Annotated in this window: 15 protein-coding genes and 3 tRNA genes; 2 read left to right on the plus strand and 16 right to left on the minus strand. The window is 46.7% G+C overall.

From position 1 onward, the window contains the following. Window positions 1-56 precede the first annotated feature (56 nt). Window positions 57-743 carry a hypothetical protein gene (locus tag HP398_RS07865; RefSeq protein ID WP_017250386.1) on the plus strand — a complete coding sequence of 229 codons (687 nt, stop codon included), beginning with the start codon at window positions 57-59 and terminating at the stop codon, window positions 741-743. A gap of 68 nt (window positions 744-811) precedes the next feature. Here the strand turns inward: HP398_RS07865 and ytfJ are convergent, their stop codons facing one another. The 13 genes from ytfJ to HP398_RS07930 form a co-directional block, all read right to left on the minus strand. Further along, a complete protein-coding gene (gene ytfJ / locus HP398_RS07870) occupies window positions 812-1,294 on the minus strand; it encodes a GerW family sporulation protein (protein ID WP_069851476.1) in 483 nt (160 codons plus the stop codon). A gap of 108 nt (window positions 1,295-1,402) precedes the next feature. Then, window positions 1,403-2,062 (minus strand): DUF2953 domain-containing protein, encoded by a 660-nt coding sequence (locus tag HP398_RS07875; protein WP_173622307.1) that lies wholly within the window; start codon window positions 2,060-2,062, stop codon window positions 1,403-1,405. A 66-nt stretch (window positions 2,063-2,128) separates the two neighbouring features. Then, a complete protein-coding gene (locus HP398_RS07880; RefSeq protein WP_017250389.1) occupies window positions 2,129-3,097 on the minus strand; it encodes an S-layer homology domain-containing protein in 969 nt (322 codons plus the stop codon). 149 nt (window positions 3,098-3,246) lie between these two features. Beyond that, window positions 3,247-3,894, minus strand: a complete 648-nt coding sequence (gene sleB / locus HP398_RS07885; RefSeq protein ID WP_017250390.1) for a spore cortex-lytic enzyme — start codon at window positions 3,892-3,894, stop codon at window positions 3,247-3,249. Window positions 3,895-3,988: 94 nt separating this feature from the next. Further along, window positions 3,989-4,339, minus strand: coding sequence for a stage V sporulation protein AE (gene spoVAE, locus HP398_RS07890; protein ID WP_017250391.1), 351 nt, complete (start codon window positions 4,337-4,339; stop codon window positions 3,989-3,991). A gap of 4 nt (window positions 4,340-4,343) precedes the next feature. After that, window positions 4,344-5,360, minus strand: a complete 1,017-nt coding sequence (gene spoVAD / locus HP398_RS07895; protein WP_173622308.1) for a stage V sporulation protein AD — start codon at window positions 5,358-5,360, stop codon at window positions 4,344-4,346. A gap of 3 nt (window positions 5,361-5,363) precedes the next feature. Beyond that, a complete protein-coding gene (spoVAC, locus tag HP398_RS07900) occupies window positions 5,364-5,837 on the minus strand; it encodes a stage V sporulation protein AC (RefSeq protein ID WP_017250393.1) in 474 nt (157 codons plus the stop codon). A 15-nt stretch (window positions 5,838-5,852) separates the two neighbouring features. Next, window positions 5,853-6,713: a DUF421 domain-containing protein gene (locus HP398_RS07905; RefSeq protein WP_173622309.1), complete on the minus strand. Its 861-nt coding sequence runs from the start codon at window positions 6,711-6,713 to the stop codon at window positions 5,853-5,855. An 84-nt stretch (window positions 6,714-6,797) separates the two neighbouring features. Continuing rightward, window positions 6,798-7,004, minus strand: a complete 207-nt coding sequence (locus tag HP398_RS07910) for a DUF1657 domain-containing protein (RefSeq protein WP_007717150.1) — start codon at window positions 7,002-7,004, stop codon at window positions 6,798-6,800. Window positions 7,005-7,154: 150 nt separating this feature from the next. Then, window positions 7,155-7,358, minus strand: coding sequence for an alpha/beta-type small acid-soluble spore protein (locus HP398_RS07915; protein ID WP_007717155.1), 204 nt, complete (start codon window positions 7,356-7,358; stop codon window positions 7,155-7,157). Window positions 7,359-7,437: 79 nt separating this feature from the next. After that, entirely contained in the window at window positions 7,438-8,568 is a 1,131-nt protein-coding gene (locus tag HP398_RS07920) for an MGDG synthase family glycosyltransferase (RefSeq protein ID WP_017250395.1), read from the minus strand. After that, window positions 8,568-9,152, minus strand: a complete 585-nt coding sequence (locus HP398_RS07925) for a YkoP family protein (protein WP_017250396.1) — start codon at window positions 9,150-9,152, stop codon at window positions 8,568-8,570. Before HP398_RS07925 ends, HP398_RS07920 begins: the two co-directional genes overlap by 1 nt. Window positions 9,153-9,273: 121 nt before the next feature. Continuing rightward, entirely contained in the window at window positions 9,274-9,924 is a 651-nt protein-coding gene (locus HP398_RS07930) for a TerC family protein (protein ID WP_017250397.1), read from the minus strand. 213 nt (window positions 9,925-10,137) lie between these two features. On the opposite strand from HP398_RS07930, the gene HP398_RS07935 reads away from it, so the two are divergent. Continuing rightward, window positions 10,138-11,304: a sensor histidine kinase gene (locus HP398_RS07935; RefSeq protein ID WP_017250398.1), complete on the plus strand. Its 1,167-nt coding sequence runs from the start codon at window positions 10,138-10,140 to the stop codon at window positions 11,302-11,304. A gap of 292 nt (window positions 11,305-11,596) precedes the next feature. Here HP398_RS07935 and HP398_RS07940 read toward each other — a convergent pair. The 3 genes from HP398_RS07940 to HP398_RS07950 form a co-directional block, all read right to left on the minus strand. Beyond that, window positions 11,597-11,670: transfer RNA gene (locus tag HP398_RS07940), tRNA-Gly, on the minus strand. Between the two features lie 14 nt (window positions 11,671-11,684). Then, window positions 11,685-11,772 (minus strand) — tRNA-Leu (locus tag HP398_RS07945). 25 nt (window positions 11,773-11,797) lie between these two features. After that, a tRNA-Pro gene (locus HP398_RS07950) sits at window positions 11,798-11,874 on the minus strand. Window positions 11,875-11,907 lie beyond the last annotated feature (33 nt).

The following is an 11,907-nucleotide window of genomic DNA, read 5'->3' on the forward strand; positions in this document are numbered from 1 at the left end:
AGATAGTAAATTGTTCCTGGGGATTCATTCCATTTGCTTTTAAGGAGGTGACCGACATGAAAACGAATCGAGTCAGCCATGTTCCATTTACGCAGCGGGTAGGCCGCTATCGTACCCATATGCTTCAGGCAAAATTAAGCACGCCGGTCAATCCAATCTTCCGTTATAATTTGCAGCCGTTCTACACTCGTCAGCAGCAATGGACAACAGAGCTTTCCGATTCCTTATCGCGTCTCTACCGGTTTTCCTCCGATTTGGAGAAGAGTGCTCGGGAATTTATAGCCGCGGGTAAAGATAGCGAAGCTGGACCTGACATGGAGCTATTCCATGAGCGAACACACTCGTTAGTAAGTAAATACAATCACCTGCAGCTATTTCTTACGGAAAAGGCAGATACCTTGACGGCGCAAAAGCTGGATGCATTCGCTCAAGTGGCAAAAGACGCAGAGGAAAAACTCCAAATGTTTGGAATCAAGCTGTTACCAGATGGACAACTGGAAATGGACGATGAGAAATGGCTGGAGGCCGTACAGACCCACTATGTGGACTATACAAATACAATGGAGCGAGTAGCCCAAGCATTCAGAGCAGGTACATTGGGATTGCAAAGCAAGCCCCTCGGCTCCTTTTCACGGTACTACGAGGAAGCGATGGCTCTCCATCCTTATATCGCCTCCTCCAGCTCGAGCCTTCATTATCAGCATGTTGCGAAAACAGGCTTGTATGTAAACGAACGCTGGTAATGTCATACGCTTACTACTGAAAAAACAGGTATGCCCCTTTTGTGGAGCATACCTGTTTTGTGCTTGCCTTACTTTCGATCCATCAGGTCTTCCAAATCTTGTTCTTCTGCTCTGGCAATTATCGTATTGGAATAAACAGTGGGTTCATCCGATTTGGTAAACATCCCCTGAACTTTATCCACGATTTGCGGAACAGAATCCAAAATCCGGTCATAGAGATGGGTCGTATTTTCAAGCGGAATCGAGCGAATTCCTTGTTTGCCAACGACCAAAAAAGCTACAGGTGTGATGGAGACACCGCCCCCACTACCCCCGCCAAACGGGTGACCAGCATGTTCATGCTGTTGATTGTGTTGGTGCCCATTATGCTGGTGATCGTATTGAAACTCACTACCCCCTGCTGCGAAACCAAATCCTACCTTGGAGATCGGAAGAATGACACTACCGTCAGGTGTCTCAACCGGATCACCTATGATTGTATTCACGTCCACCATTTGCTTGAGATTTTCCATCGCTGTTCTCATCAGGCCTTGAATCGGGTGGTCTGCCATATTTGTCGCTCCTCCTTCCTGTCTGTGTCATGTTTTATCATTCCCCCAACAAATCCGGAGCATGTACCCTACACAAGGGAATAAATATGCGGGCTCCAACCTTTGTCATTAGGCACGCGTAGGCGCAGCTTGCCATTTTCGTTGTTTACTTTTTCGAATCCGCAGAATTACTTTTAGCGCATAGAAAACGAAGTGACCCAGACTAAAATGTAACACCGCTTGAACTTTCGTATGTAGAAGGGCTTGGTTCCAGACAGGCTGTACACTCATGGCAGGCATCGTCTGTAAAGAGATGGAGTGAGAGAGAATCCCGACAATCAGACTTTTCACTCCCCAGATTAGTCCTGTCAGCGCCCCTGTTTCCGCTGCCTGACCTGTGCCCAACAACGTATGCCATTCTAACTTCGTACAGCGAATTTGTTTGAACAGGTCTTTTAGCAAAGGCAGCAAATCACGCACTCTTTCCAGCACGTCACGATAATTTCGATACCATACCTTCACTTGCCTCCGCGTAAAATCTTTGACCTTTTCCCGAAGCTTGCTTCCTTGCTGGATCGTTTCCACCTTTGCGACAAGCTCAGGCCCAGTTTCTGTCATTTTCAAGAGGAGAATGGGAATTTCGTATTTCCTGCGAATGATACCCCAAGCTGCAATCGTAATTTCCAATTGATCATTATCGCCCTCGCGACTGTAAAAACACGTCAATTGTATTGGCGTAATCGCTAGTAGGACAAATAAACCAAACAATGCTAGCAACACCCATACCATGAAAAAATCCCACCCCTTCCACGTTAGTATGAGTGGAAAGAGCAGGAAATATGTTCAGCATTTTTATTAATCAAGTACGTATACTTTGACGCCTTTTTGCAAGCCATGATTTTCAGCTTCGTTCAACGTCGGAAGATACAGATCCACATGGCGTTGCTTTACCGCACCACCGATATCAGCTGCCACTGCATAGCCGTAGCCATCGATGTACAAGTGCGTACCAAGCGGGATGACATTTGGATCAACCGCTACTACACCTTCGCGCAGTGGATACTCCAGATACGACAGGATTTTGTCGTTCGGGTAGCTGTAAGCAGTCGTCTGTACCGTTAATTCCTGGCGAAAAGGTGTTCCGTTTGCGAGAGCTTTTGTCGTTCTCGGCTTATCCGGAAGCAAGTGAAGGGCCGCGTATGTGGCTGCTTCGGCTCTCGTCATATACTTGTTCGGCTTTAATGTACCGTCCCCATAGGAACTCATTAACCCGTTTTGCATGGCGTAAACGAGTGGGCGTTGCTCTTTCTCTTTCACGTTGTTTCCATCCGGGTATTGGTTCAATGTCTGGATCGTCGTAGACCACTTCAGGTTATTGACTACCCCGCTGTCCCCCATTGTTCTTACCAGGATAGAGGCGAGCTCTGCTCTTTTTACTGGGGCATCCGGATGTAAAAACAGGTGATTCCCCTGCTTCTGCCCATGGACAATTCCCAGTCGATAGGCCGTCTCTGCATAAGGCGACAGCCAGCTGTTTCCCGGTACGTCCGCAAAGGATGATTGCTTGTTGCCAAGAGGTTCAATTCCTTTCGCATTCACAAACATCGTGAGCAGTTCACCCAATGTCACATTGTCATCAGGTCGAAAATATTCGTTTTGACCAATTACGTCCGCTATGTAAAGTTGATTGATTTCTTGTTCTGCCCAATGGCCGCTAATGTCTACATAAGGTGTTTCGTTCATTTTCGTTGTTTCTGCCTCGACAACTGGTGTACCTATTAGCAAAAAGGCTGCCAGCGAGGCAAGGATCATCCGTTTCTTCATCATCAACCTCCATGGGGAAATATGCGATTCCTTTCGTACCATTTTATCGAACTATTTTGTAAAAACAACGAACAATAGTTTCCAGTCAAAAGGAAAGCCCTCGAACAGCATCATGACGAATACTGTTTCGAGGGCTGCATGAGCAATGGTTAAATGGCAAAAATGTGTTTGCCGATCTTTTTCACTTGTGTACGTGACCAAATCCACTTGGAGGTCGCCGTAACAGGGTTAAAGTAGTAAATAGAATTGTTTGTCGGGTCCCATCCTCGTACGGCATCCCAAGCTGCCTGATAAGCAGTCTTGTTAGGAGTCATCCAGAATTGTCCATCATCTACAGCGGTAAACGCTAATGGCTCAAAGATGACACCGGCAAGTGTATTGGGAAAGTTTTTGGACTGGACACGGTTCAACGCGACCGCAGCCACAGCTACTTGGCCCTCATAAGGTTCTCCGCGTGCTTCGGAATATACCAGCTGCGCCAGCATCTGCATTTCCGCTTTATTTACCGACACTTTCTTTAGAACGCGCCATGTATTTGGTCCAGTGATACCGTCAATCGATAAGCCGTATGCTTTTTGAAACTGTCTGACGGCCTTTGTTGTATTCGCACCGTAAATGCCATCCAATTTGCCGTTGTAGTAACCCAGCATCTGCAAACGATACTGCAGATCCCATACATCCCCGTTCACACTTCCGCGCTGAATCTGTGTGGCTGCCAGGGAGTCGGCCGGGAAAATACACGCTACAGCCATAAAGGCAGCAAGCAAGGTTAATACTGCTTTCTTGCTCCACCACATAAATTGTTCCCTCCTTTACCCAACCCATTCTACAAGTTGGCGAAAGTAGGTTCAATTCAAGTATTTTGGCACAAGTGGCAATATGTACCTGCCATTATCCTTTTGGCCGGAACATGACTGCTGTGATAAATCCGAAGACGATGGCAGCCGAAATCCCCGCACTCGTCACTTCAAAAATGCCGGTAATAATGCCAATGACTCCATGCTTCTCGGCCTCCGCCATTGCACCGTGTACCAGTGCATTTCCAAAGCTCGTGATGGGTACTGTCGCTCCTGCTCCGGCAAAATGAACCAGTGGCTCGTATAGACCGAGTCCGTCTAGCACTGCTCCAGTGACAACAAGAGAGGACATCGTATGGGCAGGTGTGAGCTTGACGACATCCATGAGAAATTGACCGATTAAGCAAATCGTTCCTCCTACGAGAAACGCCCACAAAAACATCATGGTATCACTCTCCAAGTTGCTCCGACTCAATAGCCACGGCATGGGCGATGCAAGGAATGCTTTCTCCCTGCTGGAAGGTCAACGGGGATAAGAGGGCTCCTGTGGCAACCAGCAAGATTCGCTTCCATTCTCCTTGCTTCATCCGCCGAAGTAGATGCCCGTACGTCACTGTAGCGATACAGCCACATCCGCTACCACCCGACCATACATTTGGATTTTCACCATAAATGAGCTTCCCGCAATCGACATAGCGCTCTAAGGGAATGTGCATGTGATGCTTGGGCAACAGATCAGATAAAATGGCATGGCCCGTTCGTCCTAAATCGCCTGTTACAATCAAATCATAATGGTCGTGAGGGAGCTGAAAGTCACGGAAATGCGACTCAATCGTGGATAATGCGGCAGGCGCCATCGCTGCTCCCATATTGAATGGATCTGTTAATCCCATATCGACTACATGCCCGATGGTGGCTCCCGTAATCCGCAATCCCTTACCCTGACTGGCTACAACAGCAGCCCCTGCTCCCGTCACGGTCCATTGTGCCGTTGGGGGCTTTTGTGAGCCGTACTCCGTTGGATAGCGATATTGCTTTTCCGCAGCCCCATTGTGACTGGAGGTAGCAGCCAAGACGTACTCGGCAGCTTGACTATTCACCATGAGAGCAGCCAAGGCCAAGCCCTCCATCGCTGTTGAACACGCTCCGAAAATCCCCAGAAACGGAATCGAAAGCGTCCGGGCCGAAAAGCTGGCAGATATGATCTGGTTCATTAAATCCCCGGCAAGCATAAAGTTTATTTGCTCTTTCGTGAGCCCCGCTTTCTCCACCGCTTTCGAGCACGCTTCTTCCAGCAGGACTTTCTCCGCCTTTTCCCAGCTGTCTTGTCCGAGATTCAAGTCTCCGTGCAAGATATCAAAGTCTTCGGCTAACGGTCCCTTAGCTTCAAAAGGCCCACCAATCGCAGCGTGCCCGAGAATGACAGGTTTTAAAGGAAAGACCCAAGACTGATGACCTTGGCGCATCCGTCAGCCTCCCATCGTAAACAATGTTTTGATCAAGCCAACGACGAAAGCCGCCGCCACTCCAAACACAATCACTGACCCCGCGAGCTTGAACATGTTACCGCCGACCCCCAGCACAAATCCTTCGCTGCGATGCTCGATCGCCGCTGATGCAATCGAGTTGGCAAAACCCGTAACCGGCACACTCGTTCCTGCCCCAGCCCATTGGGCAATCCGGTCATATAGTCCTAGACCGGTCAAAAGAGCCGAAAGAATGATCAAGACAGCTACTGTAGGATTCCCAGCGGTTTTCTCCGTAAAATGGAAGTAGTGAATGAACATTTCTTGTATCCCTTGTCCGATCATACAAATGCCGCCACCCACTAAAAATGCCCGAGTAAAATTGCGCAAAAGCGGTCGCGGAGGCTCGTGTCCCTTTGCCAATTCCTGATATTCTTGCTGGACGGGAGTCAGCTTTTTCTTTTTTTGATCTGCCATGTTACTTACTCCTTTTTACCGTATCATGAACGGTTTTACTTGATCGATAATCTGTTGTAGCTGTTCCGAATCGGTTTGGTAGGTACGCTTCATGTGTTCATTTTTTGTATTGAGTGCAAACAGCTCCAGATCCGCCTGACATTTTTTCAATGTAGCAAAAGCCAGCTTCATCGCTTGGGCACCTGGAACCATCAATTTATCGTCATACAGGTCGAGATAGAGCTCTCCACCTTTGTCTACTTGGCCGAGGAAAACATTTTCCAAAGCCACTCCCGCTTTTTGCAGCTCCGTGCGAACCCATCTGCGATTCAGACCTGCTGTTGCCAGCGGCTCGTCCATGATCACCCCATCCATAATGACCACTTGATTCTCTTCCGCAGGAGCTACTGTCAATTCAAGGTGTTTGGGGGTTACCGGCTGACTCTCTGATTTTAATAAGACACTGACTTCCCCGCTTGTCTCCATTAACGCAAACTCTACATCGGCTACTCGGAACACGTTTTTGATTCGTAATTGTTCCATCAAGTCTTCCGCAGTCAATCGTTCCTTTTTCAGATTGTCCTCCAAAATCTTGCCTTCTTTGATGAGAACTGTTGATTTCCCTTCAAATAGGTCGCGGAGAAACTTGCTCTTGAGTGATAGCCACTCCATTAAATAAGGGAAAAGCGCAAAAATCCCCATGCCGATCAAACTATGATAGATCGGTCCATCCATTTCGGTTGCCATGAAGGCCGCAATCGAACCGATGCTGATGCCGACAATGTATTCGATGTATGTAAGTTGCTTGATTTGCCTTTTCCCAATAATCTTCGTCAATAAAAATAAGTACGCAACTGCGCCAATGGAACGCAGCGTAATATTTAACCAGTCAGGCATAAGCCACCTCCATCACCTGAGGTGATTTTTATAGGTAGTAAAACCAAGAGAGAGGAAGTCCCTCTCCCTTTCCCTACACTTCCACTAGAATCCCTTAAACTGTGGTTCTTCCTTTTCCAGCTCCGTTACACGCTGCTGGAGGTTGTCTACGATGGATTGTGTCTGCTCTGCTGCTTGCGAATACAATTGCTTCGCTTTCTTGTTTTGCGTGCTAAGAGCAAACGTTTCAAAATCTGCTTGTGCGCCTTTCAAGCTGGCAAGCGTCTGTTTTACTTGTGCTCCTACTGTCATATCCACTCACCTCCTAACACATATAGAATCCGCCTCCACCCAATATTTATGCGGTGGTCTCCCCCATTTTCATCTGTAAATAATTTCCTTTTTCTTAGAAAAATAAAAAGAGAGACACCATAGGTGCCTCCCTTCATCCAGCTTATTAGATTAGCCACGTCCAGCCAGTTGTTGCTCAGCAAAGGAGACAAGACGTTTTGTAATCTCTCCTCCAACTGAACCGTTTTGACGGGAAGTGGTGTCTGGTCCAAGCTGAACACCGAATTCGGATGCGATTTCGTATTTCAGTTGGTCCAGCGCTTGGTTTGCTTGAGGAACCACCAGATTGTTACTGGATCTGTTGTTGTTCGCCATTTGTATCACCTCCTCGTCGTTTGTAAGTTTAATATGCGTGAAGTTTTGCTTGTTCATTCGTTCTTTTTTTCTTCCAATTTTAGTCTGTTAATTGAAGCAGAGCATGGGCTATTCGATGAGCTGCTTCTGGTCGCCCCAGCTTGTCCAAACATCCTACAAAAGCATCCCTTTTTTCAGGCTGACGCCATGACCTGATGATTTCTTTGATTTCGACCGGCGTTTCAGCCAAGATCGCCACTTGTTGCTCGAGTAAAAAGGAACAGTTATGCTTTTCTTGTCCGGGCAATGGATGGAATAAAATGAGCGGTGTCTTAAGAGCAAGTGACTCCGCGCACGAAATACCACCTGGCTTCGTTATATAGGCGTCAGCTGCTCCAATCCACTGCCACATTTGCGGCTCAAACCCTTTCAATATAAAACGATGGTCAGTGCTCTTTGTACCTAATAAGCCCGCCAGTCGTCTGTACAGGCTTGTATTCTTCCCTGTCACGACTACGATCTGCAATGGTTGTTCTTCCAACAGCAACTCTCGTACGACCTGCTCCACTCCACCATAACCGCCTTCTCCCCCACCAATTAGCACAGTGAATTGATCTGGCACGAGTCCCAGTTGTTTTTTCCAAGCCGCTTTGTCGGTATGCAACGCTGTAGTAAAAGCAGGCCGAACTGGAATGCCATAAACATGGATTTTTTCAGGGCCAATCCCGTAGCGTTCGATTAGAATTTGCGCAATTTGCTCATGTGCCACCATGTACGCATCAATTGCTGGATGAACCCAAAACCGATTAATATGGAAGTCCGTCGGCACACAAACGAGCTGGAAAGGCTTGGACACCCTTTTCTTCGCTTCAGCCAATGCGGACAAGCAGTATGCATGTGTAGCGATGACGACATCTGGCTTCTCTTCTTGCAACAGTTGATTGGTTAATCTTGCGGATAGCCACCATCCCAGTGCTTTGGTTAATGCACTGCCCAGCATTTCTTCCTGTTCATAGATGCGTTGCCACACGGGTTGACCGTAGCGCAGCATATTGCGATAAAAAAAATGAGAGAGCACACGTAAGCCTGGACTGGCGGTTTTCAATCCTCCCACCACTCGCGCCGATCGTGCCCCCTCACTTTCCAGTAAAACTTCTTGCAGAGCTTCAGCAGCCATCCGATGACCACTCCCTGCCCATTCCTCTGTCACTAACAGAAACCGCTTTGCCATTAGTAGGACTCTCCTAGAGGCTGCTTGCCCTCCGCATATCGATTGAGTAAAAATTCCTTGGACATATAAACACGCTTTAGGGGCATTTCATGATTCCATGATTGCAATCGCCGCTTTCCATTGGGATGCACGATTCTTAGCATGAGGCGCAAGTACCATCGCTTGTACCGAAAAAACCAAGTCATGGGCACATCAGAAATCGAGAAGCCCAAAGGTGTTACCCCTTTATGTAGCATGGTCGTTCCCACTATCCCTTTTATTTGATCTTTATTTTCCATCGAATCCAGGAACGTGGCTAGCTTTGGCAGTGATTGGAGGATAAGTCTTCGCAAAAGAAGTGCCAAGCGCAGTTCATCCTTCACTCCTTTGCACAGTGTAGCAAAGTAATAATTGTGTATATGTAGCTTTAGGATCAAATCCCCGTCATGAATGATGCAGTGATCGGTAGTTACGAGTGGCTCTCCCCGATAGCGTAATACAACAACCCGAAAAATATTGTTCCCTTTCTCAATATAGGTAAGTCTGGTGCAACGCTGGTAGATTTCATCCCAGTATCCCCATAGCATCAAGAGGCTTGTATTCATTTCGAAATAGTTCCTTTCCCGCTATGTTTTCATTCAGCTGGATGTGACCACTTACATTTTCGCAAAACGGCCATGACCTTTGTTGTAGTATGCCCAACAATGTACAATCCTCATCACCTTTTCACGTCCTTTTCATCCGCCCCCAAAACATGACCACTAATGCAGCAAATACGGGCAACCACATATGATTGAGAAGCAAAGGATTCACCCACTTCCAGACATATGGATCCTGGAGACACATATCCACTGCCGTAAAGGTAAGAATTCCTCCGCCAATGATGACCATACTGGGAAAACGATTCATCAAGCGGGCAATCCATACACTTCCCCACATTAATAATGGGATGCTCATCGCTAACCCCAGCAAAACTAACCATAAATCGCCATGTGCTGCTCCACCAACTGCCAAAACATTGTCTAAACTCATGACAAAATCTGCTACTATAATGGTCCTGACCGCCTGACCAATTGTCTGATTATGCGATACGTCTGCGAACTCTTCATTCTCACCCAGCATCAACTTACACGCTATCCATAGCAATAATAATCCCCCGATTGCCTTCACGAGAGGAATATCCAACATCCAAGTAGTCATTCCCGTTAGCACAATTCGCAAGAGGATTGCTCCCAATGTCCCATATAGAATTGCCCGTTTTCTCTCATTTTGAGGGAGTCCGCGGCAGGCCATACCTATGACCACAGCATTGTCACTGCTTAATACCAGATCGATCATAAAGATGTGTAGAAGACCCAGCCAAAAATACTCGCCCATCCCTGCCTCCCTGGTCCAATAAAGTTCGTCCATTCTACTTTATGCGACTGGAATCGGACTCATGATTGAATATTTTTCCGAAAAAAGGCGGTTTTCAGCGGATTTTGTAGATAAAAACTTCCGAAAAAAATACATTTTATTGCGAAATCAGGATAATTATACCTTGTCTAAATTAGGCATTTTCCCTTACGATTTTAGTGGGGTGGATAAGAGATGGTGGAGACTGTGACGCTAAACCTTTATAACGTTTCAAGGAAGATTTTAGACTTAACACCAAGCATCACCACAATATGGCTGCAAGAAATTGTTCGCAGCATGGAAATTCCTGTAACCATTCCTCGCGATTTTGCAGAAAAACGAACAGTGCTCTTGGCTCGCTATCTGGTTGAGGATGTAGATCATGACATGCAGACTTGGGCATTAGATATGGGAGAATGGCTTCGTTCTCAGGAATTCCCCTTCTCCTCCATTTTGCGCACATATCAATTGTACCGGAATGTATTCTGGCGGGTTCTCCAACCAGAATTACAGAGATGGTCCCTCTCCTCACAAGAAATGCACTATTTGGAAAGCCAACTGGGCAAGGCCATGGATGAAAGTGTCTTCTGGGCTGTTTATCATTTTGAACAAATGATAAATAAAGAGCTGGTCCAGAAGGAAGAAACGATCTCCTATTTGCATAACGACAAACTGACCATGCTCGGAAAAATTGCCGCCAATATGGCTCATGAGCTGCGTAATCCGTTGTGTGCCATTGAAGGGTTCCTGAAGCTGATCGGCGAGTCTACGCAGGAACAGGCCCAGCTTCAGACGTACATTCAAGTCGTCATGCATGAATTTGAGAATTTACATCGGCAACTGACCGGATTCCTCAGCTTTTCCAAAAAACCAATTCTCGATGAAATTTTTAAAACCGTTCAAGTAGAAGAACTGCTTGAAGAAGTAGAGATGCTGATTACGCCTCGCCTCGTGGGAGAAAACATACGTTTTGAAAAACAAATCCACCCCTGCTCACTCGCATGTTATGAAGAAGGCTTGAAGCAAGTTGTCGTCAATCTATTAAACAATGCCATTGACGCCGTACAAAATCGTACAGACAAGTATATTCATGTCATTTCCACTTCTTCAGATGGATGGCTCTATTTGAGTGTGGAAAACAACGGCGAAAGGATTCCACCCGAGATCGTAGAAAATCTTTTCCAACCATTCTTTACGACTAAACAAAATGGGACAGGTATCGGCTTGTCCATCTGCAAAAATATTATTGAAAAGCATCAAGGCACGATCCATTGTGATTCCAATGAAAAACGCACACGCTTTATCGTTTCTCTGCCGATTGCGAATGCTCAGGAAGTTGGTCCACGAATGGAAGCTCTCTAAGGTCGCATTCTTTTGTCTCACGCAAAAAAGCCCCCTGACAAGGCAGGAGGCAAGGCAAGAGATCCGTTACCAATTTCATCGGTAAGCGATCTTAGTTTTACTGTACACGAAAACATATGTTTCTACCATAGAAAACGTCAGACAGCTTTCGACAAAAATTTATACCTGTATTGAACAAAGGCTTATCTATTCAACGATTGGATAAGCCTTTATACTTTTGCCTCAAGTAAAAATAGTCCTGCTTTCCTAGACGCAAAAAAACAGAGAACCTATTGGCTCTCTGCTTTATGTATGGAGCGGGTGATGGGAATCGAACCCACGCGACCAGCTTGGAAGGCTGGAGTTCTACCATTGAACTACACCCGCATCAAAATAAATGCTGGTGCCGAGGACCGGACTTGAACCGGTACGGGAGAAACTCCCGACAGATTTTAAGTCTGTTGCGTCTGCCCATTCCGCCACCCCGGCAAACCTGTAAAACGTGGGCAAATCATGGTCGGGAAGACAGGATTCGAACCTGCGACCCCTTGGTCCCAAGCCAAGTACTCTACCAAGCTGAGCTACTTCCCGACATTATATTTTCTTCACTTTTGTAGTAAAGAA

The organism is Brevibacillus sp. HB1.4B, from assembly GCF_013284285.1.
GTDB classification, from domain to species: Bacteria; Bacillota; Bacilli; order Brevibacillales; family Brevibacillaceae; genus Brevibacillus; species Brevibacillus porteri.

Coding starts and splice junctions, on each gene's coding strand:
- spoVAE (WP_017250391.1), bottom strand. CDS start 4,339: ATGATGTTTTTGTGGGCGTTTCTCGTAGGAGGAACGATTTGCTTAATC.
- HP398_RS07875 (WP_173622307.1), bottom strand. CDS start 2,062: ATGGTATGGGTGTTGCTAGCATTGTTTGGTTTATTTGTCCTACTAGCG.
- spoVAD (WP_173622308.1), bottom strand. CDS start 5,360: ATGCGCCAAGGTCATCAGTCTTGGGTCTTTCCTTTAAAACCTGTCATT.
- HP398_RS07880 (WP_017250389.1), bottom strand. CDS start 3,097: ATGAAGAAACGGATGATCCTTGCCTCGCTGGCAGCCTTTTTGCTAATA.
- HP398_RS07925 (WP_017250396.1), bottom strand. CDS start 9,152: ATGAATACAAGCCTCTTGATGCTATGGGGATACTGGGATGAAATCTAC.
- ytfJ (WP_069851476.1), bottom strand. CDS start 1,294: ATGGCAGACCACCCGATTCAAGGCCTGATGAGAACAGCGATGGAAAAT.
- HP398_RS07865 (WP_017250386.1), top strand. CDS start 57: ATGAAAACGAATCGAGTCAGCCATGTTCCATTTACGCAGCGGGTAGGC.
- HP398_RS07935 (WP_017250398.1), top strand. CDS start 10,138: ATGGTGGAGACTGTGACGCTAAACCTTTATAACGTTTCAAGGAAGATT.
- HP398_RS07920 (WP_017250395.1), bottom strand. CDS start 8,568: ATGGCAAAGCGGTTTCTGTTAGTGACAGAGGAATGGGCAGGGAGTGGT.
- HP398_RS07910 (WP_007717150.1), bottom strand. CDS start 7,004: ATGACAGTAGGAGCACAAGTAAAACAGACGCTTGCCAGCTTGAAAGGC.
- HP398_RS07915 (WP_007717155.1), bottom strand. CDS start 7,358: ATGGCGAACAACAACAGATCCAGTAACAATCTGGTGGTTCCTCAAGCA.
- HP398_RS07905 (WP_173622309.1), bottom strand. CDS start 6,713: ATGCCTGACTGGTTAAATATTACGCTGCGTTCCATTGGCGCAGTTGCG.
- HP398_RS07930 (WP_017250397.1), bottom strand. CDS start 9,924: ATGGGCGAGTATTTTTGGCTGGGTCTTCTACACATCTTTATGATCGAT.
- sleB (WP_017250390.1), bottom strand. CDS start 3,894: ATGTGGTGGAGCAAGAAAGCAGTATTAACCTTGCTTGCTGCCTTTATG.
- spoVAC (WP_017250393.1), bottom strand. CDS start 5,837: ATGGCAGATCAAAAAAAGAAAAAGCTGACTCCCGTCCAGCAAGAATAT.